Annotated in this window: 22 protein-coding genes; 8 read left to right on the top strand and 14 right to left on the bottom strand. The window is 62.1% G+C overall.

Annotated features, from left to right (window positions below; translation table 11 throughout):
- Positions 1–68: 68 nt before the first annotated feature.
- The 3 genes from SPHINGO391_RS14290 to SPHINGO391_RS14300 are packed head-to-tail and all read right to left on the bottom strand — an operon-like array spanning position 69 to position 2830.
- Positions 69–1295: an FAD-dependent oxidoreductase gene (locus tag SPHINGO391_RS14290; RefSeq protein WP_152009456.1), complete on the bottom strand. Its 1227-nt coding sequence runs from the start codon at positions 1293–1295 to the stop codon at positions 69–71.
- Positions 1292–1615, bottom strand: coding sequence for a 2Fe-2S iron-sulfur cluster-binding protein (locus tag SPHINGO391_RS14295; RefSeq protein WP_152009457.1), 324 nt, complete (start codon positions 1613–1615; stop codon positions 1292–1294). Before SPHINGO391_RS14295 ends, SPHINGO391_RS14290 begins: the two co-directional genes overlap by 4 nt.
- 39 nt (positions 1616–1654) lie before the next feature.
- Positions 1655–2830, bottom strand: a complete 1176-nt coding sequence (locus tag SPHINGO391_RS14300; RefSeq protein ID WP_152009458.1) for a cytochrome P450 — start codon at positions 2828–2830, stop codon at positions 1655–1657.
- 158 nt (positions 2831–2988) lie between these two features.
- Between SPHINGO391_RS14300 and SPHINGO391_RS14305 the strand changes: the two genes are divergently transcribed.
- A complete protein-coding gene (locus SPHINGO391_RS14305; RefSeq protein WP_152009459.1) occupies positions 2989–3927 on the top strand; it encodes a LysR family transcriptional regulator in 939 nt (312 codons plus the stop codon).
- Here SPHINGO391_RS14305 and SPHINGO391_RS14310 read toward each other — a convergent pair.
- The 4 genes from SPHINGO391_RS14310 to SPHINGO391_RS14325 form a co-directional block, all read right to left on the bottom strand.
- Entirely contained in the window at positions 3911–4810 is a 900-nt protein-coding gene (locus tag SPHINGO391_RS14310; protein ID WP_152009460.1) for an EamA family transporter, read from the bottom strand. The genes SPHINGO391_RS14305 and SPHINGO391_RS14310 overlap by 17 nt on opposite strands.
- Positions 4811–4828: 18 nt before the next feature.
- A complete protein-coding gene (locus SPHINGO391_RS14315; protein ID WP_152009461.1) occupies positions 4829–5467 on the bottom strand; it encodes a DsbA family protein in 639 nt (212 codons plus the stop codon).
- A complete protein-coding gene (wrbA, locus tag SPHINGO391_RS14320; protein ID WP_152009462.1) occupies positions 5467–6090 on the bottom strand; it encodes an NAD(P)H:quinone oxidoreductase in 624 nt (207 codons plus the stop codon). Before wrbA ends, SPHINGO391_RS14315 begins: the two co-directional genes overlap by 1 nt.
- A 96-nt stretch (positions 6091–6186) precedes the next feature.
- Positions 6187–7080 carry a LysR family transcriptional regulator gene (locus SPHINGO391_RS14325; RefSeq protein WP_152009463.1) on the bottom strand — a complete coding sequence of 298 codons (894 nt, stop codon included), beginning with the start codon at positions 7078–7080 and terminating at the stop codon, positions 6187–6189.
- Positions 7081–7304: 224 nt separating this feature from the next.
- Between SPHINGO391_RS14325 and SPHINGO391_RS14330 the strand changes: the two genes are divergently transcribed.
- From SPHINGO391_RS14330 to SPHINGO391_RS14340, 3 genes are all read left to right on the top strand, one after another.
- Entirely contained in the window at positions 7305–8042 is a 738-nt protein-coding gene (locus tag SPHINGO391_RS14330; RefSeq protein ID WP_152009464.1) for a dienelactone hydrolase family protein, read from the top strand.
- Positions 8043–8165: 123 nt separating this feature from the next.
- Positions 8166–8708 carry a histidine phosphatase family protein gene (locus SPHINGO391_RS14335; RefSeq protein ID WP_152009465.1) on the top strand — a complete coding sequence of 181 codons (543 nt, stop codon included), beginning with the start codon at positions 8166–8168 and terminating at the stop codon, positions 8706–8708.
- Positions 8709–8827: 119 nt separating this feature from the next.
- Positions 8828–9451, top strand: a complete 624-nt coding sequence (locus SPHINGO391_RS14340) for a LysE family translocator (protein WP_152009466.1) — start codon at positions 8828–8830, stop codon at positions 9449–9451.
- Positions 9452–9557: 106 nt separating this feature from the next.
- Here the strand turns inward: SPHINGO391_RS14340 and SPHINGO391_RS14345 are convergent, their stop codons facing one another.
- Entirely contained in the window at positions 9558–9824 is a 267-nt protein-coding gene (locus SPHINGO391_RS14345) for a hypothetical protein (protein ID WP_152009467.1), read from the bottom strand.
- A gap of 328 nt (positions 9825–10152) precedes the next feature.
- On the opposite strand from SPHINGO391_RS14345, the gene SPHINGO391_RS14350 reads away from it, so the two are divergent.
- The 4 genes from SPHINGO391_RS14350 (at position 10153) to SPHINGO391_RS14365 (ending at position 12991) form a co-directional block, all read left to right on the top strand.
- Positions 10153–10611, top strand: a complete 459-nt coding sequence (locus tag SPHINGO391_RS14350; protein ID WP_193217295.1) for a PilZ domain-containing protein — start codon at positions 10153–10155, stop codon at positions 10609–10611.
- A 165-nt stretch (positions 10612–10776) separates the two neighbouring features.
- Positions 10777–11379: a superoxide dismutase gene (locus SPHINGO391_RS14355; protein ID WP_152009469.1), complete on the top strand. Its 603-nt coding sequence runs from the start codon at positions 10777–10779 to the stop codon at positions 11377–11379.
- 201 nt (positions 11380–11580) lie between these two features.
- The gene (locus SPHINGO391_RS14360) at positions 11581–12027 is read left to right on the top strand and encodes a cytochrome c (RefSeq protein WP_152009470.1); all 447 of its coding nucleotides are present in this window, start codon (positions 11581–11583) and stop codon (positions 12025–12027) included.
- Positions 12028–12067: 40 nt separating this feature from the next.
- Positions 12068–12991 (top strand): cytochrome c, encoded by a 924-nt coding sequence (locus tag SPHINGO391_RS14365; RefSeq protein WP_152009471.1) that lies wholly within the window; start codon positions 12068–12070, stop codon positions 12989–12991.
- A gap of 54 nt (positions 12992–13045) precedes the next feature.
- On the opposite strand, the gene SPHINGO391_RS14370 is transcribed toward SPHINGO391_RS14365, so the two are convergent.
- The 6 genes from SPHINGO391_RS14370 to SPHINGO391_RS14395 form a co-directional block, all read right to left on the bottom strand.
- Positions 13046–14140, bottom strand: a complete 1095-nt coding sequence (locus tag SPHINGO391_RS14370; RefSeq protein WP_152009472.1) for a TadE/TadG family type IV pilus assembly protein — start codon at positions 14138–14140, stop codon at positions 13046–13048.
- 230 nt (positions 14141–14370) lie between these two features.
- The gene (locus SPHINGO391_RS14375; RefSeq protein WP_152009473.1) at positions 14371–15462 is read right to left on the bottom strand and encodes a TadE/TadG family type IV pilus assembly protein; all 1092 of its coding nucleotides are present in this window, start codon (positions 15460–15462) and stop codon (positions 14371–14373) included.
- A 372-nt stretch (positions 15463–15834) separates the two neighbouring features.
- The gene (locus tag SPHINGO391_RS14380) at positions 15835–17028 is read right to left on the bottom strand and encodes a TadE/TadG family type IV pilus assembly protein (protein ID WP_193217296.1); all 1194 of its coding nucleotides are present in this window, start codon (positions 17026–17028) and stop codon (positions 15835–15837) included.
- 184 nt (positions 17029–17212) lie between these two features.
- Positions 17213–19306 carry a S9 family peptidase gene (locus SPHINGO391_RS14385; RefSeq protein WP_244615425.1) on the bottom strand — a complete coding sequence of 698 codons (2094 nt, stop codon included), beginning with the start codon at positions 19304–19306 and terminating at the stop codon, positions 17213–17215.
- 129 nt (positions 19307–19435) lie between these two features.
- Entirely contained in the window at positions 19436–19921 is a 486-nt protein-coding gene (locus tag SPHINGO391_RS14390; protein WP_152009476.1) for an anthrone oxygenase family protein, read from the bottom strand.
- 91 nt (positions 19922–20012) lie between these two features.
- Positions 20013–20408, bottom strand: coding sequence for a DUF4345 domain-containing protein (locus tag SPHINGO391_RS14395; RefSeq protein WP_152009477.1), 396 nt, complete (start codon positions 20406–20408; stop codon positions 20013–20015).
- Positions 20409–20418: the final 10 nt, after the last annotated feature.

Consider the following 20418-nt stretch of genomic DNA (forward strand, 5'->3'; position numbering starts at 1 on the left):
GTGCTGTTCAGGCGATTGCATTTCCCCTTTTGGTATTCTCTTTCCGGGGCCTCCCTCCCCGTGCCGGTTCACACCGCGCGCGCATAGTCCACCAGATTGTAGTTGTGGGCTGCGAGTTCGGCCTGCGCGACGGGTCGTCCCGAAGCCAGAAGCCGGCGCGCGCTCATATGCGCCGCAGCCGAATTGACGGTCTCGACGCTGACGAGCCGGCCGGCGGCGAAACTGATCACTACCAGCCCGCCGGCTTCCGGCTCGAGGGCGACCTGCTCGTCGGCGCCCGCGCCAAGGCCCGCGATCTGCAGCTTGAAATGGCTCTGGTCGCTCCAGAACCATGGAACGGCGGTGTAGGGCGCGGGCTTTCCGGTGAGCCTCTTGGTGATGGTGCGGGCGTGGTCGGTGGCCGCCTGGACCGATTCCAGCCGCACCCGGCTGCCCGAGACCGGGTCGGGGAAATTGCAGCAGTCACCGAGCGCGGAGATATCGGGATCGGAGGTGCGCAGAAGCGTGTCGACATCGATACCGTTGGAGACCGAAAGCCCGGCCTCGGCGGCAAGCTCGCTGTTGGGCGCCACGCCGGCTGCGATCAGCACCAGGTCGCCGGCGATCTCTGTTCCGTCTGAGAGCCGGACGCCCGCGACACGGCCGGCGCCGTCATCGACGAGTTCCGAGACGAAGCGGCCGAGCCGGACCCTGGTGCCACGGCCTTCGTGGAGTGCCAGGAAATGCTTTGAAACCGCGCCCGAAACGGTGCGCGCCATCAGCCGGTCCGCCCCCTCGATGACGGTAACCTCGACACCGAAATCAGATGCAACGGCGGCGAATTCCATGCCGATGAAGCCGCCGCCGATCACCAGCACATGGCGGGCGGCGCTCAGGCGGGCGCGCAGGTCCGCCGCATCGGCGAGATTGCGCAGCGAGAGCACATTTTCGAGATGAAGATTGGCCACGGGCGGCCGGACGTTGCGGCTGCCGGTCGCCAGCACCAGGTGATCATAGCCGATCTCGGTGCCTGTGGCGGTGGTGACGTGCCTGGCTTCCCGATTGATGCGGCTTACCCGCGTTCCGGGCATCAGCTCGATATTGTTGGTGTCGAAGAACGCCTGCGGCCGGAAATGCAGCCGTGCGGCGTCGCCATCCTTGAGAAAGGCCTTTGACAGCGGCGGCCGCTGATAGGGCAGGCCCGGCTCCTCGCCGATGAGCGTAATGGCGCCGGCAAATCCCTCGCTGCGCAGGTTGGCGGCCATCTGAAAGCCGCCGTGACCGCCACCGACAATGACGACGCGTTCCGAGCTCATATCTGGGCTTCCGGAAGATGGACCGTCAGGCCGTCGAGTTCCTCGGTGATCGCGATCTGGCAGGACAGGCGGCTCGCAGGCTTCACCTCGCTGGCGGCGAAATCGAGCATCGCGCGTTCCTCGTCGGAGGCGGCGCCGGTCCGCGACAGCCAGTCCTCGTCGACATAGCAATGGCAGGTGGCGCACATCATCGCGCCGCCGCATTCGGCGACAATGCCCTCGACACCGTTGGCGAGCGCTGTTTGCATGACACTGTCGCCGCCACCGGCCTCGACCGTGGTCCGGTCGCCATCGGCGGAGACGAAGGTGATCTGCGGCATTACCGGTCTCCTCGGATCTGGTCGTTTGAGCCACGCATGTCAGTTGAGCCTGACCGGAAGGCTGAGAGGGCCGCGGAAGCCGAAGCCCCACCAGACCACTTTCTCCGGCTCGACCAGCTGCATGTCGGGGAAGCGCTCGAAGATCATCGGCAATATGATCTTGCCGATGGTGGCGCGCGCCAGATGCGTGCCCATGCAATGATGCGGGCCGCTGCCGAAACTCTGGTGCGAAGTCTTCGGACGCAGCGCGTTGTAGAGGTGGCCGTCATCGAACAGCTCCTCGTCGTGGTTGGCGGAGGCCTGGACGGTCATGATGATCTCGCCCTTGCGGATATCGACGCCGCGGATCTCAGTATCCTCATTGGCACAGCGCGAACTGGCCTGGATCGGCGCGACCCAGCGCAGGCCCTCCTCGAAGGCGCCGCTCCAGTTGCCGGTGCGCTTGATCTCGTCCAATTGGTCGGGATTGGTCAAAAGCCCGTAGAGCACGGTGAGCAGGGAATCGCGCGGCTCGTTGATGCCTCCGCCGATGGCGATCTTCAGATTGGCGAGAACCTGGCTGAAGGGGATCGGGTCCGCGGCGTTGATCATGACCGAGAGCGCCGACTGGTCCGGCTCGGCTTTCAGCAGCGGGACGCGGGCTTCCACCATGGCGTTCATGGCGGCGTGGCAGGCGTCGACGCGGGCGAAGGGTTCATCGGCGTAGCCGAAATTGCCGGCACCGTCGATCAGCGCCTGGCTCCAGTACTGCATCTCCTCGTCGGTGGCGTCGGGGATGCCGAGAATGATGGCGAGGATGCGCGCCGCCAGCGGTCCGGCAAGCGCGGGGAACAGATCGACGGTCTCGTTTCGCGGCAGCCTGTCGAGATATTCGCCGGCGAGCTTCTCGTAAGCCGGGATCCAGAGGGTCTTCAGATTGGCCGGTGAGAAGGTCGGGGTCATCGCCATGCGTTCGCGCATGTGGTCGTCACCGTCCTTGCGCATCAGCGTGTGGGCCTGGAACGCGCGTTGCATCGGCGTGTTGGGATCATTGGAGCTGAACAGAGCCGGATTGTCCTTGACCGCTCGGGTGTCGGACGCCTTGGTCAGCAGGGTCCTGCCGATCGACCTGACGGTGACGACCGGGGTTTCCGCCCGCAGCCGGCGATAGACCGCATAGGGATCGCGCGTCAGCTGATCTATGGTGATCGTTTCATCCGTCGGCGCAAAAGCCATTATCGCGTAGCCCTCCCAAGCTGTGCCGCCCATCTCCCGTGTCGAGGCCGGAACCTTAGGGACTGGCGCTCAATCTAACAATTAGATGAATTTGATTTGGCAAATCAGATTTTCTGATATCGTAGACGAACCTGCTTCTGTGACCGGGGATTTCCGCAATGAAACAGCCGACCCTGCTGGCAATGGATTTCGCGGCGCTGCGCACCTTGCGGCTGCTTTACGAAAACCGCTCGTTCACGGAAACGGCGGAGGTGCTGGGGGTCAACCAGTCGGCGGTCAGCTACACGATCGAGAAGCTGCGCCGCGCCTTCAGCGATCCCCTGTTCTTCCGGCAAGGCGGACGGGTGGTGCCGACCGAGCGCTGCGGCATCATCGTCGCTTCCGTGATGCGGATGCTTGACGAGATCGAGACGCTGGCGACCCCGGTGTCCTTCGACCCGGGCGCTGCGGAGCAGACGGTGACAATTGCCTGTAACTATTACGAGCGACAGATCATCCTGCCCGGCGTCGTCAAGGCGCTCAGGGAGCGGGCGCCGGGGATCAGGATCACCGCGCTGAACTCGACCACGCAAGGCATCCAGCTCTTGAAGATGTCGGATGCCGACCTGTTGATGGGGCCGCTGCAGGCGGACGGGCACGAATTCTATTCGCGCACGATGCTGAGCGAACGCTATGTCTGCGTCATGGACCGGGACAACCCGCTGGCGGAGCAGCCTCTGGCGCTTGAGCAGTATGTTGCCGCCCCGCATGCGACGGTGACCTATGGCGGCACCTGGCGCTCGCGCTACCTGCTGCAGCTCGACACTCTGGGACAAAAACTCAACACGGTTCTCGAGGTGCCGAGCCCGGCGGGGCTCGAGAAGGTGATCGCCGGCACCGACCTGATCGCCACCGTGCCGGGCCGCGTCGCCGAGACCTACAGCGACGCGGTGAGGATCGTCCAGTCCCCTTGCCCGGCACCGTTCGAGGTTTACCTCGTCTGGACCACCCGCACCCACAAATCGGCCATGCATGACTGGTTGCGCAAGCTGATCCTCGAATGCGTAGCGGGCCAGCCAGAACCGGAACCGGCACGCATGGTCAGCGCTGACGGCTGACTGCGGGCGCAAGATCCAGCCCGGGCAAAGCGGCGGACGGACGGTTGGCGACCTGGCCCATCCAGACCGAGCCTAGGACAATCACCGCGCCAACCATCTGCAGCGGCGTCAGCGCCTGGCCGAGCCAGAGCCAGCCGAGAGCGACGGCGGTCACCGGGCTCATCATCCCGAGCATCGAGGCAGCACCCGGCTCGAGCCGCGACAGGCCACGGAACCAGAGCCAGTAAGTGAGCCCCGCGCCGATCAGCCCGAGCCAGACAAGACCGGCAAAATTGAGCGGCGTCAGTTCAGGCAGCGCCGGTTCGAACAGCAGCGCCACAGGCACGAGCAACAGGCCGCCCGCTGTCAGTTGCCACGCGGTGAAGCTGAGCGCGGAGACCGGCGGCTGCCACTTGCGGCTCAAGACCGTGCCGGCGGCCATCGAGGCAGCCCCGCCGAGACCGGCGGCAATGCCGACCGGATCAAGGCCCGCCTCCGGGCCAAGCAGCAGCATCGCCACACCGAAGACGCCGGCGATCGCAGCGGCAACTGCACCGGCGCGGATCCGGGTTCCGAGCCAGCCGCGGGCCATGACGATGACCATCAGCGCCTGCAGCGAACCGAGCGTGGCGGCAACCCCGCCGGGCAGCCGGTAGGCGGCGACGAAGAGCAGCGACCAGAAAACGGCGAAATTCAGCGCGCCGAGCAGGAAGGTGCGGCCAAGCCAGGCTCTCGGCGGCAGGCAACGGGTGAGCGCCAGCAGCAGCAGTCCCGCCGGCAGGGCGCGGAGCACGGCGAGCGTCACCGGGTAGCCTGCGGGCAGCATCTGGGTGGTAACCAGGTAGGTGCTGCCCCAGATCGCCGGGGCCAGCGCAGTAAGCAGGATGTCGGAAGAATGTTTCACGGCGGTGTCCTTTCAGAATCAAGCGACCAAGTGAGCGGCGGCTCGGATCTGCGCGCGCAGGTCCTCGACGGGTCCGTTGACCAGCCGGGTGCCGGTATCGCGGATGATGAGGGCTGGGATGCTGCGCACCTGCAGTTGACGCGCTGTCCGGCGGTCGGCCTCCACCGCCAGAGCCGTCGCAGGATCGGCCATCGCACTTGTGAAGGCGGCCGCATCGAGCCCGATACCGCGAGCCGCGTCGGCAAGCACGTCCGGGTCGGCGATGTTGCGCGCTTCAGCCAGATGAGCGAGCTGGATGCGGTCGAACAGGTTCCAGTGTGCCGCCTGGCCGCCGATCGCCTCGGCGGCCTTGCAGGCCAGCGCCGCCTCGAAGCCGTGCGGATAGTCGAAGCGGGCCATGCGCATGGCCTCCACGTCGATCAAGTCGGGCCGGTCGCTGACATCGCGGCAGACCGACCAGTGACCGAGAATGGTCTCGCGGGCCTCAGCGGGTGTGCCCCAGCGCGCGGCCATCTCCTGGCGGCTTGCCTGCAGCACGAAGCTGCGGTGGCGGATGTCGAGGTCGAACTCGCGGGCCAGACTGCGCATGCGCGAGGAGATGTTGAAGCACCAGCAGCAGACAACATCGTGGAAGAAGTCGATGGTGAGCGCGGCCATCACGCGGCCTCCCGGGCGAGATCCGCGCCGGCGAGCCGCGCGGCGATGCGGGCGACATGGGCGCCCTGGAAGCGGGCGCCGTCTAGATCGGTGGCGGTCGGCTGCAACGAGCCGTCGGCACCGGCGATGGTGCCGGCGCCATAAGGCGCGCCGCCGATGATGCTCTCGCCCGAGGTCTGGCCTGAGAAGGTGTAGGGCAGACCGGCGATCAGCATGCCGAAATGCAGCAGCGGAATCTGGGTCGACAGCAGCGTCGCCTCGTGGCCGCCATGCTGCGATCCGGTGGAGGCGAAGACCGCGGCGACCTTTCCGACGAGCGCGTTCTGCGCCCACAGCCCGCCGGCCTGGTCGAGAAACTGCTTCATCTGCCCGGCCATCATGCCGAAGCGTGTCGGCGTGCCGAAGATGATGCCGTCATAGGCGGCGAGATCGGCGGGGGTGGCCACCGGCGTGTAGTCGTCGACATAGCCCGCGGCGCGGCGCACCGGCTCGGGCACGGTTTCGGGAATGCGACGAATGTCGACGGTGGTGCCGGCGACGCCGAGCGCGCCTTCGGCCTCGGCCTCGGCGAGCGCTCGGACATGGCCGTAGCTGGAATAGTAGAGAACGAGAATGCGGGTCATGAAATCCTCTCCGGCTTGATGTTTCGATGCCGGGAGGATCAGCCAGACCGGCCGCGGGAATAAGCCGCTGGCTGACAAAGGATTGTTTACGTGGTGTTATGAATGGTGATCGAGCGCCGCGCGGAGATGGTCGATGAAAGCGGTCACCCGCGCATCCATGCCAAGCCGTGAAGCGGTAACGGCGAAGATCTCCGGCGCGGGCAGCTCCCAATCCGGCAGCACCCGGACGAGTTCGCCGCGCGCCTCGGCCTCGTCGGAGACGAAATCCGGCAGGGTGCCGATGCCGTGGCCGGCAACCAGCAGGTCGCGCAGCACCAGGCTGTTGCCGACCTTGACGGTGGGATCAAGCGCGATGGTCTTCTCGCCGCCGGGGCCCGAGAGCCGCCAGCCGGTGAGATGGTCGGCGAGCAGGAAGCCGATGACCCGGTGGCTGCCGATATCGTCCGGGGTGGCGGGGGTTCCGGCGCGTTTCAGGTAGGCGGGCGCGGCGAAGATCCGCTGCCGCGCGGTACCGATGCGCCGCGCCACCAGCGCCGAATCCGGCATCGCCGCGCGGATGCGGATCGAGACGTCGAAGCCGCCCTCGACCATGTCGACCACACGGTCATCGAGCGACAGTGTAAATTTGAGATCGGGGTAGTGTTCGAGGAACTTCGGCAGGAACGGCGCGATCACCATCTGGCCGAAGGAGCTGGAGGCGTTGACCTTGAGATGGCCGCGGACCGTGCCGGCGCCCTCGCGGATGCGGTCCTCGGAGCGGCTGACCGCATCGAGAATGGCCTGGGACTGCTCGTAATAGAGACGCCCGGCATCGGTCAGCGACATCGCCCGCGTGGTCCGGGTCAAGAGCACGCAGCCAAGGCTCTCTTCGAGCAGCTTCAATTCGCGGCTGAGCAGGGCTGCCGAGACGCCGAGATCGTCGGCCGCGCGGGCAAGGCTGCCGCGTTCGACGATGCGGCAATAGGCATTCATGACCGAGAGCTTGTCCATTCCCGCTTTCCCCGCTGCCGCACCGGCCGGATTGCTGCAGTCCGTCCGGTCTGTCCCGTGCCCGACCGGATTAGCACGATTGTGGCAAAGGCCAAATCGTGAGCAGCCACCGGCCAGCGCAGAAAACCGCCTGCCCTTGACCGCGAAAAAAGCTGATCCATTTGCCAAGGCCAGTGGGCAGAGCGGCTTGAAGCCTTCTTGAAGAGCTAAGAATTGGAGCAAAAATGCGTCTTACACCCCTTCTGACACTCTCGCTGATGGCTGCTGCCCCGGCTTTTGCCGCGGATGTCTCCTACACCGTCGATGGAGAGACATTCACCGGATACTGGGCCGAGGCCAGCAATCCGAAAGGCGTCGTGCTGATCGTTCATGATTGGGACGGCATGACCGATTACGAACGCCAGAGAGCCGACATGCTGGCCGAAATGGGCTACAGCGCCTTCGCTCTGGACATGTTCGGCAACGACACTCCGACGGAAACAGTGGATCACCGCGTGGCGGCGACCGGCGCGCTCTACAAGGACCGGGAGCGGATGAGAATACTGGTCGAGGCGGGCATCGAACAGGCACTGGAACGCTCCGGTACCGACCAGATGCTGGTGACCGGATACTGCTTCGGCGGCGCGGTGGCGCTCGAGATGGCGCGAAGCGACATGGCGGACAAGGCAAAGGGGTTTGCCACCTTTCACGGCGGGCTGAGCACGCCGGAAGGCCAGTCATGGAGCGGAGACGAACCGCCGATCCTGGTGATGCATGGCGGCGCGGATACATCGATCACCCTGCAGGATGTGGCAACGCTGGCGGGCGAACTCGAGCAGGCCGGGAATACCTACACGATCGAGATCTATTCGAAGGCCCCGCATGCCTTCACCGTGTTCGGCTCCTCCCGCTATCAGGAACGCGCCGACACCGAGAGCTGGGAAGCGTTCTCGAACTTCCTGAACGAACATCTCCCCGGCTGACCAGGCTGTGCGGGCGCTCTCCATATCGGTTTACGGAGAGCGCACACGAAGCCACGATGCACTGCCGTTGATGAGTTTGGATGTCCCGGCACTGACCGGGCACACAAAGCGAGACCCGAGCCTATGAGATTTCCTGCATTTGTCGTTTTTCTTCTCCTCCTGCCGGGCCTCGCCTGGGCCAATGACTGGGAGGCCCTGGACCGACCCGGCTCCATCGCCATCATGCGCCACGCGCTCGCGCCTGGCACCGGCGACCCTTCCCGCTTCACGTTGGGCGACTGCTCAACCCAGAGAAACCTCGACGAACGCGGACGCGATCAGGCCCGCCGCATCGGCGAAGCCTTTCGCGAACGCGGGCTCGAATTCGCGCAGGTCCTGTCGAGCCAGTGGTGCCGGACCCGCGAAACCGCCGAACTGCTGGAGCTGGGACCGGTCAGCGATGCCCCGTCGCTCAACTCCTTCTTCCAGGATTTCTCCACGCGAGAGAGCCAGACCCGCGAGACCCTCGACCTCATCGGATCGACCGAAGGGCGACTGATGCTCGTCACCCACCAGGTCAACATCTCGGCGCTCGCCGGGCGCGGAACCAGGTCCGGCGAAGTCCTGGTTATCCGCCAGACAGACGGCAATATCGAGGTTCTTGGCAGCATCCTGATCGACCCCTGAGGTCGCGATGATGGGGTCACCCGGCGTCGATCTTGACACTGTAAGCGCGGCCCGGAGCAATTGACTTTGCCCGCCCGCTGCGATCACTGTTTCTTCCGACACGCCGCCGGAGTACAGCCATGAGCATCGAATTCCTCATCACCACGCTGATCGTGGTCCTGCTTCCCGGGACCGGGGTGATCTACACCCTGGCTGCGGGACTGACCCGCGGGGCGCGGGCCTCGATACTGGCAGCGTTCGGATGCACGCTGGGAATCGTTCCGCATGTGGCGGCCTCGATTGCCGGGCTGGCGGCGCTGCTGCATGCCAGTGCGCTGGCCTTCCAGACGCTGAAGTATCTTGGGGTGATCTACCTTTTCTACATGGCGTGGCAGATGTGGCGCGATACGGGCGCGCTGAAGATCGACGCCTCGAGTGGCGAAAGCCTGCCGGTGCAGTCGGGGCGGCGGATTGTTGGCGCGGGCATCCTGATCAATCTGCTCAATCCGAAGCTGACGGTTTTCTTTCTCGCCTTCATGCCGCAGTTCGTCGATGTTGGCGCGGCCGATGCAAGCTTCCAGATGCTGCTGCTTGCCGGCGTCTTCATGGCAGTCACCTTCATCGTGTTCGTGCTCTATGGGCTCTTGGCGGCGCAGGCGCGAGATCACGTCATTTCGCGGCCGAGGATCATGCGCCTGGTCAAGCAGTCGTTTGCCTCGATGTTTGCACTGATGGGTCTGCGGCTGGCGCTGGCGGAACGCTGAAGACGATCTGAACTCGAGCCGCAAAAGCAAGACGGCGGAGCCCTCTCAGGCACCGCCGCATCTAGTTACCGGCGGTCACGCCGGGGCTGTGCATCAGGTTGCCGGATCAGCCGGCCGGTTCTGCCTCGACGGTCGGCACGGTGACGGTTTCCTCTTCCATCACGACCTTGGGGACGAGAACCTTCTTCTCGGTGGTGCCGACTTCGACGTCACCGGTCTCGACGTCAAATTCCGGAGCCTGGCCGCCCTCGACGCTGACGTCGACATCCGGCAACCGCGCTTCGCGGGTCTGGTCGACTTCGACGAAATAGAACGCGCCGGCGACGATGGCCACGGCTGCGACGGAGAGTGCGACGATAGAGCTGGTTTTCATTTTCCTGTCCTTGCATTGCATTGGGCGTTTTGATGTGAACTTCACGACATCGGTGTCGCAGCACAAACACCTCAAAGGCGGTTTGGTTCCAATCCGGGTTCGGGACACCTGCAGCCGCAGCGGCAAGCAGCGACCACCAAAGGACTCCAGTCGCCGCACAAACGGGCAATCGTACGAAAGGGCGCCCGGCATCCCAGTCAAGAGTTCTGAGAACCACGCTCAGACGGAGCACATTAGAGCTTGCTTTAACATTAGACTAACCCGGGCATGCGACAAGAATGAAGGTTCTGTCGCGCAGACCTCCATGCCGCCAACGAGGAAAGAGACCGTGTCCAGCCACGAGCCGGTTGACCATCCAGACGATCCGAACGCCGTCGACCAGGCGCGGACGCCAAGGACGCGCGTGCTCAAAGGCGCTTACGCAGCCTTCAACCAGGAATTCAGCGCCATCCCCTGCACGTTGCGCGACATCAGCGCCACCGGCGCGCATGTCGTGTTTGAAGGCGGCTGGTTCGTGCCCGACCGGTTCATGCTGCATGTCGATATCGACGGCTACAAGATCGAGTGCGAACGGGTGTGGCAAAGAGGCAGCGAGTGCGGTGTCCGCTTCATCGGCGAGAAACTGGTAACGGGCAAGGCGCGCCAGCAGGTGTTGACGCCTGAACCTTACGCCGACGAGAGCATTGCTGTAAGCAATGCGCCATCCAGACCAATATTCGGAGATCCCGCAGCACCGCGTCCAGTGCAAAGGCACCGCCCGGGCGGCTTCGGACGCAGGACCCGCTGAGAACTGAAGGCCACGCGGAAGGGTTTGTCTGCCCAGCCTTTTTCGCGGCCGGAGGGAACCTTTTTGCCACTGCCCCGTTGCTAGGAGGAGATGGCGCGCCTATGTTCTGGCGACGCCGCGGACGATGGTCCGCTGCCAATCCAATTTCCTAGAGGAGAGACCCCCATGGCCCTCGAACTGCCAAACCTGCCGTATGACTATGATGCCCTTGCGCCCTACATGTCGCGCGAGACGCTGGAATTCCACCACGACAAGCATCACCAGGCCTATGTCACCAAGGGCAACGAGTTGCTTGAAGGCAGCGCGCACGCCGGCAAGTCTCTCGAAGAGATCTGCAAGGCAGCCTTTGACGAGAAGAACGCCGGACTGATCAACAATGTCGGCCAGCACTACAACCACCTGCATTTCTGGCAGTGGATGAAGAAGGGCGGCGGCGGTTCGAAGATGCCGGGCGCGCTTGAAAAGGCGATCAATTCCGATCTCGGCGGGTTCGACAAGTTCAAGGCCGATTTCGTTGCAGCCGGCGTCGGACAGTTCGGCTCCGGCTGGGCCTGGCTCGCAGTCAAGAACGGCAAGCTGGAAATCATGAAGACGCCGAACGGCGAAAATCCGCTGATGCACGGCGCCTCGCCGGTGCTGGGTTGCGACGTGTGGGAGCACAGCTACTACATCGATTACCGCAATGCCCGTCCGAAGTACCTCGAAGCATTCGTCGACAACCTGATCAACTGGGATCACGTCGCTGAAATGTACGAGAAGGCCGTCTGAGAACAGGCAAGCGCCTGCACCTTGAATAATGGAAAACCCGGCGGCATGACCGCCGGGTTTTTTTATGGCGGGAACGGCAATTGCGAAGCCTCAATCGGTAACACAGTGTTCACAATCTTTTGACTTCCCTGTCATCGACAGAATGTAATCATGTTGTGAAACATGAAAGCCAACCCATCAACCACCTGCAGGAGAGACTTCATGAAATTTCGGACTTTGTTTGCCGCAGCCCTGATCGGCGCTGCTGGGTTTGCCCCCGCGATTGCCGCCGACGAACCGCAGGTGGTTCGCCAGGAAATGATGAAGAAGGTTGGCGGTGCCACCGGCGCCATGGCCAAGATGGTCAAGGGTGAAAGCGAGTTCGATGCGGCTGCAACACTTGCCGCGCTGACAACCATCAGCGAAGTGGCGGCCACATTCGGCGACTACTTCCCGGAAGGTTCGGAAACCGGAATGGAGACCGAAGCGGCTCCGGCAATCTGGTCTGACCGCGCGGGGTTTGAAGCAGCCATTGCCAAATTCAAGGCTGACGCAGACGCTGGTATTGCGGCTGCCCCTGCCGACCTCGACGGCCTGAAGGCCGCGTTCGGTCCACTGACCAAGAATTGCGGCACCTGCCACGAGACCTATCGCCAGAAGAAGAGCTGATGCCGGTCAGCCTGGCTCTGAACATCCTCGGGCGCCTGCCGTGAAACGGCTGGCGCTCGGACTTGGTGTGGCCGTGGTTGCCGGCGCAGGCATTGCCTTCGCCGTCACCGCACCGCGTCCGGTTGCCGCCGAGCGGCTTGACGCCATCGCTTCAATCGAAGGCGACGCGGCGGCGGGCGAAACCCTGTTCTGGGCGGGCGGCTGTGCCTCCTGCCATGCCGCGCCCGGTGCGGAGGGCGATGCGAAACTCATGCTTTCGGGCGGGGTCCGGCTGGCAAGCGATTTCGGCACCTTCGTCGCGCCCAACATATCGAGCGATCCTGAAGCCGGCATCGGCGGCTGGTCGATTGCCGACTTTGCCAATGCGATGCTGGCCGGCGTCTCACCCCGGGGCGAGCACTATTATCCGGCTTTTCCCTACACGTCTTACACGCGCATGAACGACCGGGACATCGCCGACCTGTTCGCGTTTTTCAAGACCCTGCCTTCGAGCGATGTAGCGTCCCTGCCCCATCAGATCGGGTTTCCGTTCAACATACGACGCTCGCTCGGCGGGTGGAAATTTCTGTTCTTCTCGGATCAGCCTCACGTCACGCTGGGCGGGCCGGACACCGAAATCGCCCGGGGGCAATACCTGGTTGAAGGGCCAGGCCATTGCGGCGAATGCCACACACCGCGAAACCTGATCGGCGGATTTGTGTCCGACGCCTGGCTGTCCGGCGCCCAGAACCCGGACGGTGAAGGGGTGATCCCGAACATCACACCCGGAAGCAAGTCGATCGGCGGCTGGAGCAAGTCCGATATCGCCTATTATCTCGAAAGCGGTTTCACTCCCGACTTCGACAGTGCCGGCGGCTCGATGGTGGATGTTCAGAAGAACATGGCCAAACTGACAAGCGGCGACCGGGATGCGATCGCCGCCTATCTGAAGGCCCTGCCAAAAAGGGACAATGGCTGGGAGTAAAGCCGCTTGAAGTCAAAGGCATGACTTCCCGCCACTTGCGACCGGCCTCCTGGCTTACTCCGTAAGCCGGGAAACCACCTTCGATGTCTGCTCGCCGATGTTCTTGAAGGCGTCAATCAGCTCCTGGCTGTTGCGCGCATCATAGTAATTTTCGGGCTTGTCGGCGCAGTAAGACAGGAGCTGCTGACCGCGCGTGGGTGCCGCGAATGCGATCGTGTAGATCGTCAGGCCATCCGCCTTGGCTTCGTCGCAGAGTTTCTTCGTCGAGGTGTCGGCGGAGGTGTAGTTGTTGTCTCCGTCGGTCATGAAGACGATGATCCGTTCCGGCTCCTGTCCGGTCCTGGCCTTGTGTTCGTCGGTCTCTTTCGTGGAAGAGACTTTCTGATATCCCCATTTGAAGGCATCGGTGGAGTCCGTGCCGCCGGTGGCCTGGAGCTGTCCGACGAAATTGTGCACGCGGTTGATGTTCCACGTCATGTTGTTCTTGCCGGTGACGTTTGAGTTATAGCTAACCGAGCCGAGACGGATGTAGTCACCGTTCTTGTCGACGGCCTTGAACTGGTCAATGAGGCCAAACACAGCCTGCTTGAGCACATTGATCTTCTTCTCGCCATCGAGTTTCCAGTCCATCGATCCCGACTGGTCAAGCACCAGTGCCATGGAGATCGATCCTTGCGCGGATTCAGAGCCGCTTTGCGACTTGCCGGTCACATTGACGCTGAGCGTGTCGCGGCCGATCAGCTTGGCCATCGGCGTGGCCTTCTGGGTTCCGGTTACAGCCACCGACACCTTCCAGGTGGTACCACCATTGGTGTTCACCGGTGTAATGGTGACGGTCGGGGAAATCGAAAACCCGTCGAAGGCAGTTGAATCTTCCTCGACCTGGCCTTTCAGGAAAGTCGCCGCGAAGATCTTCGCATCAGCGACGCTGAGGTTTTCTTCCTGATAGAGCCGTGTCGCGGTCGCCAGCGCGGCACTGTCGACGGCATTCTGCAGCCGGGTCTTCATCGAAAGCGCGTTGGTGGTATCCAGTGCAAGACTGCCGGCGATCATTGCCACCGGCAGGAGAACGGCCGCCAACATGGCGAAGTTGCCGTCCCGGCTGCGGATCATCTGTGAAAACTTTGTGTTCTTGGCTGACTTGGTCATGATCGACCTCGCTTGTGTTGGTGCAACTGTACCTTCTTGTACAACACCACCCGTAAGTATCCCTCTAACGCATTCGGTAAATCTTTAGATAACAGGCGTTTTGTACATGTACCGAAACGGGATACTTCAGGTTGTAAGCTCCAACATAAAGCAATTGGCCCGCATCGGTTGCTGCCGTGTAACGTGCGCAACCATGCGAGCCATTGTTTTGGTGGGGTCTGCCGAGAGAACTAGTGCGTGAGGCGTGAAGCGACCTGTGAGGTCTGCTCACCGATGCTCTTGAAAGCGGCGATCAGATCGGCGCTGCTCTGGGCATCGAAGAAATGAGCCGAACTGCTGGCGCAATAGGACAGAAGCTGCTTGCCGCGCGTCGGTGCGGCAAAAGCCACGGTGTAAACCTGAACACCTGCTTCCTTTGCTTCCTTGCAGAGGATCTTGGTGGAGGAATCGGCGGAACTGTAATTGTTGTCGCCATCGGTCATGAAGACGATGAAGCGCTGCGGCTCCTGTTCGTTCCGGGCCTGATGTTGTTTTGCTTCCTTGGCAGCCGTCACGCTTTCATAGGCCCAACCAAAAGCTTCTGTGGAATCGGTACCGCCATCGGCTGGCAGCTCATTGACAAAATCCCTGGTCTTTTTCGGCTTCCAGTGAAGCTTTTGCGAACCGGTCATGCGGGTGTTGTAGCTGGAAGCACCGATACGAACATAGTTTTGCGCGGGGTCTGCGGTCTCGATCTGGTCGAGAAGCCCGCCGACAGCAGCCTTGAGCACGTCGATCTTGCGCTGTCCATCCAGGTTCCAGTCCATCGAGCCGGAGCGGTCAAGCACCAGTGCCATGGAAAAGGCGCCCTGGGTCTTGCCCGAGGCACTCTCGGACTGGCCAAAAACGTCGACACTTATGTTCTCCCGTCCCATCAGGCGCGCCATGGGCGTCAGTGTCTGGGTCCCCACGGTCGAGATTGCAACGCGCCAGACGGTGGCGCCGTCCTCTTCCTCGGTGGTAATGTTGACCGTCGGCTTGACGTTCAAGTCCGTGAAGGCCGGCATGTCTTCCTCGATCTGTCCGTTAAGGAACGACACGGCAAAGGCTTTCGCATCATCAAGGCTGAGCCCCTCCTCCTGCGCAAGCCGTGTCGATGTCGCCAGTGCGGCACTGTCGACGGCGTTTTGCAGGCGGTTCTTCATCGACATCGCGTTGGTTGTGTCGACTGCAAGACTTGCCGCAATGAAGACGACCGGAATGCTCAACGCCGCCATGATCGCGAAGTTGCCTTTGTTGTTCTCCAACAGCTGGGTAAACTTCTTCTTTGCCAAGTCTGACATTGCTCGATTCCGTTTTCATCTGGAACTGCCGATGCTCGGAAAATACAGCAGAGGCCATAAGCGTTGGCTTAAAACATATGTTCAAATTTTATCGGTTGCCGGATTGGGACAGATCCGCGGCTATTTCCGGCAATAAACCGAGAGGCTCTCAACCCTTTCCCGTTATGGTACCCGATGGCCCCCAGACGGATGGCAACCGCCGGTCAAAATGGGGCATCCCGGCTCCCCGTCACCGCACTTGAGATGAAGCACGGGCTATCCAATCCGATCATTTCCGTAACGCGGGTGAGCCGTTCAGGTCATTGGCTCTCCGGTCCGTTCGAGCAGGGTGTTTCCCGCACGGGCATCTGGCGTGCCCGCGCGGCACGGCGTTCAGCGGGTGAGCCGGGTGACCAGCTTGACCGCCTCTTCACCGATATCCTTGAACGCCTTGGTCAGCTCATCGGCGCTTTCTGCATCGTAGTAGTAGTTCTCACCCGAGGCGCAGGAGCTGAGCAGCTCCTTGCCGCGCGTGGGGGCCTGGAAAGCAACCGAGAATATGATGGTGCCGTCCTCCTTGGCCTTGTCGCAGTAGCGGAGCGTCTGCTTGTCGGCGTAATCATCCTGGGAACTGGAGCCGACATTGTTTTCCCCATCGGTCATGAAGACAATGAACTTGGACGGCTTGCTGGAACCGTTCTTGGAGACGTGGGCATTGATCTCGCCAGATCCGGTGACCTGCTCATAGCCCCATTTCATGGCGTATTCCGAATTGGTGCCTCCGGTGGCATTCAGCCCGTCGGCGAAATCGGTCACGTCCGACTTGTCCCAGCTGATGGTTTGCTTGTCGCTGTTGCCGGTCGAGGAATTGTAGGCAACTGCACCCATCCGCGCATATTCATTGGTCGGATCGGACTCGGCGATATGGTCGGCCAGATTGGCGACCGCTTCCTTGAGCACCTCGATTTTCGGAACGTCGACCTCCTGCGTGGTGGTGCCGCAGCGATAGCGATACCAGCCCCAGCCGCAATAGCGCGGAACAGTCTGGGTTGTGGTTCGGCCGGATGCCCAGTCCATTGACCCCGAACGGTCGAGCACAAGCATCATGGACAGCGGATTGGAGCCATCCCGTGCGGACTCGGAGGTACCGTTGACCGTGACGTCCAGTGTTTCCTTGCCGACAAACCTGGCAAATCCGGTAAGCTCTTGCGTTCCCGTTGCCGCCACCTTGACCGTGAAGACGGTCTTCTTGCCCGTTCCGGTTTTGGAGAGCGTGACAGTCGGGGTGGCCGAAAATGCGGTGAAGGCATTGGCGTCGTCGGCAACCTGGCCATTGAAAAAATTCTCGGCATAGGCGACGGCCTGGCTTTCCGTGATCTTTTCCTGGGCAAGCTGGCTGGTGGTGGCCAACGCAGCGCTGTCGGCCGCATTCTGCAGCCGTGTCTTCATCGAGAACGCATTGGTGGCGTCGACCGCGAGCGTTCCCGCAGCAAACAGTATGGGCAGCATCAGCGCCGCCATCATTGTGAAATTGCCATCATCGTTGGACAACAATTTCGAGATCTTCATGATCGCGCAATTGGTCATTCGCGGACTCCACATCATTGGAATACGATGGGACCCGTTCTAAACGCCGGTTATGAGCATACGCTTAAGGCGAATGGTAAAAACACTGATAACCCATATTATACAATCATAATCATATATTTTGATATTTCACTCAAGCGCGGCAATACATTCTTTGCCGCGCCTTTTGCTTCGATTCTCCGTCTCAAACCTTGCCGACAACCTTGAGCGCGAAGGCATATTCATAGGCAATCTCTTCAAGCCGCTGGAAGCGCCCAGAGGCACCGGCGTGACCGGCGGCCATATTGATCTTGAAGAGAACCGGATTTCCGCTGGTCGACATCTGGCGCAGGCGGGCGACCCATTTGGCGGGTTCCCAGTAGGTCACGCGGGGATCGGTCAGGCCGGCCACCGCCAGCACCGGCGGATAGGCCTGTGCGCTCACATTATCGTAGGGCGAGTAGGCCGCAATCGTCCGGTAATCCTCCACGGAGGCAACCGGGTTGCCCCATTCCGGCCATTCCGGCGGCGTCAGCGGCAGCGTGTCGTCGAGCATGGTGTTGAGCACATCAACGAACGGCACGGCAGCGATGATCGCGCCGAAAGCTTCAGGCGCCATGTTGGCCACTGCACCCATGAGCATGCCGCCGGCGGAACCGCCTTGGGCGACAATTCGGTCATGTGAGGTGAAGCTCTCCCTGTCGAGATAGCGAGCCGCGGCAATGAAATCGGTGAAGGTGTTGATCTTCTTGCCGCGCTTGCCTTCCTCATACCAGGAAAAGCCCTTCTCCTTGCCACCGCGAATGTGGGCGATGGCGTAGACAAAGCCGCGGTCAACCAGGGAGAGACAGTTGGTGTTGAAGCTGGCGGGGATCGAAATCCCGTAGGATCCGTAACCGTAGAGCAGGCACGGCGCGGTGCCGTCGAGCTTCGTGTCCTGGCGGTAGAGAAGCGTGACCGGCACAAGTTCGCCGTCATCGGCAGGTGCCATGACTCGGCGGGTGACGTAATCGCCCGGATTGTGGCCCGAAGGCACCTCGTCACGCTTGAGAAGTGTGCGCTCGCGGGTGGTCATGTTGTAATCGTAGAGTTCCGAGGGTGTCGTCATTGAGGAATAGCTGAACCGGACGGTGTCGGTGTCGTATTCCATCGAACCCTGGAAGCCGAGCGAATAGGCTTCCTCGTCGAAGGCAATGGCGTGTTCCTCGCCGCTCAAGCGGTCGCGGATGACGATGCGCGGCAGGCCATTCTCCCGCTCCATCCAGACAAGGTGATTGCGGTAGGCACTGACCGAGAGGATCAGCCGGCCGGACTTGTGGGGGACGACCTCGCTCCAGTTTTCAGGCCCGGGAGATCCGACCGGGGTCTGCATAATCTTGAAGTCCTTGGCGCCGCCGGCATTGGTGAGGATGAAGAAAACATCGCCGCCTTCGCTGAGCGAGTATTCGATGCCGGTCTTGCGGGCCGCCACCAGCTGCGGTTTGGCCTGCGGATCATCGGCCGGCATGACCCAGCATTCCGAGGTCTCATGATCATTGATGCCGATCATGATGAAATCATCGAGCCGGGAGCCGGAGACCCCCATGAAGAAGCCGGTGTCGGTCTCCTCGTGTACCAGGACATCCTCGCTCTGGGGTGTCGCGAGGCGATGGTAGAAGATTTTGCTGGGCCGGTGGTTGTCGTCCACTGCGGTGTAGAAGAACCCCTTGCAATCGGCCGCCCAGGCGGCACCGCCACCGGTGTTCTCGATCAGGTCGGACGAATCCTCGCCGGTTGCGAGATCTCGGACCTTGAGGGTGAAGAATTCAGAACCTTTGTCGTCATACCCCCAGATCATCGCCTGGTGATCGGGCGAATGACCGGTTCCGGCCAGACGAAAATAGGGTTTGCCATGGGCTTCCCGGTCACCATCAAGCGTGATCTGCTCATCGCCGCCGCCGCGCGGAATGCGGAAATATTTCGGCTGCTCGCCACCGGTGACATAGCGCACCCCGTAGAGCCAGGCGCCATCGGGCGACGGCACCGAACTGTCATCTTCCTTGATGCGGCCGCGCATTTCGGCAAACAGTGTCTTCTGCAGCGCCTCGGTGTCCGCCATCGCCGCCTGCTGGTAGAAGTTCTCCGCCTCCAGATGGGTGCGGATCGCCGGATCGAGGATGGAAGGATCCTTGAACATCGCCTGCCAGTTGTCATCGCGCATCCAGGCGTAATCATCAGAGCGCGCAATACCGTGACGAGTGTCGGTTACGGGTCGCTTGGCAGCGATCGGGGCAACAGGCAGGTTTTTGAAGGCAGACAATTTAGAGGCGGACAAGGAGAACTCCATGTGCGGGAAGGATCAGCCCGGAAGCGGCCGGTAACCCGACATAGAGCCCGCGCCGGGGCCGATCAAGGCAAGGCGGCGCGAAAACCGCCTGAGCCATGATGTTTACCGGACGATGAGCGCGGCCAGGGTCAACCCCGACGCCAGGAAACAGGCCAGCGTCCTCAAGCTGTTGAGAGCGACCCAGCGGGTCATGTAAGCCTCTTTCCAGAAAACCAGGGCCTGCGATGTGGCCGGCGCAAGGGCCGCAAGCTGGTTGTTGAGCGGCACATTGCCGGCAGCGGTCACGGCAAAGACGCCGATGACGTAGGAGATACCTGCAAGCAGCAGCAGGCTGCGAACGGTGCCGTCGAGATTGAGCGCTGCATAGATCATGATGACGAGCGAGAGGATGACCAGGCCCATGAACAGAACCATGAAGATCGATCGCATGATCTCGACATTGAGTACCTGCATGGTCTCGATGCCGGCCTGGTTTCTGACCAGGTCGAAGGAGCGCATGATGAAATCGGAGAACGCGAGGAAGATGCCGCCGATGCCTGCATAGGCCATCAGCGTGAGTGCACAAAGAAGAAGGAACCAGAGGGACATTGTCTTTTCTTTCGGTTGCCAGGCGCCGTGCCTGGAGGGTTTGGGAATTGGAGGCGGCCGCCGTCTGGCAGCCGCCCGACAGATCCTGGGATCAGGCCGTTCTGCGTGCCGCGATCAGCGCCGCCACGCTTGCGAACCCGATCACAAGCTCGGCGATCATCGCCGTGACAAGACCGGCATCGGGCTGGCCGTCGAGACCAAGGCTCAAGAACCGGGTTGCGCCATAGGCGACAAACATGGCCCCGGCCAGCACGGTCGACGCCAATGCGAAGCGCGAGATCACCAGCCCCGAGAGGATCAGCAGGCCGAGCATCAATACGCCGCCGCCCATCGCCCTGAGCTCGTTTGCGAGGCTGACATCGCCGTGCAGGGAAATGCCGTAGGCCGCGTAGAACGCATCCGGGGAAATGATGACCGATCCGCCGATGTAGACCGCCGTGATGCCAGCCACGAGAAGTACGGCCTTTTGAAGCAGAGAGGTATTCATGGGATCACTC

Source organism: Hoeflea sp. EC-HK425 (assembly GCF_902498795.1).
Classification (GTDB): Bacteria; Pseudomonadota; Alphaproteobacteria; order Rhizobiales; family Rhizobiaceae; genus Hoeflea; species Hoeflea alexandrii.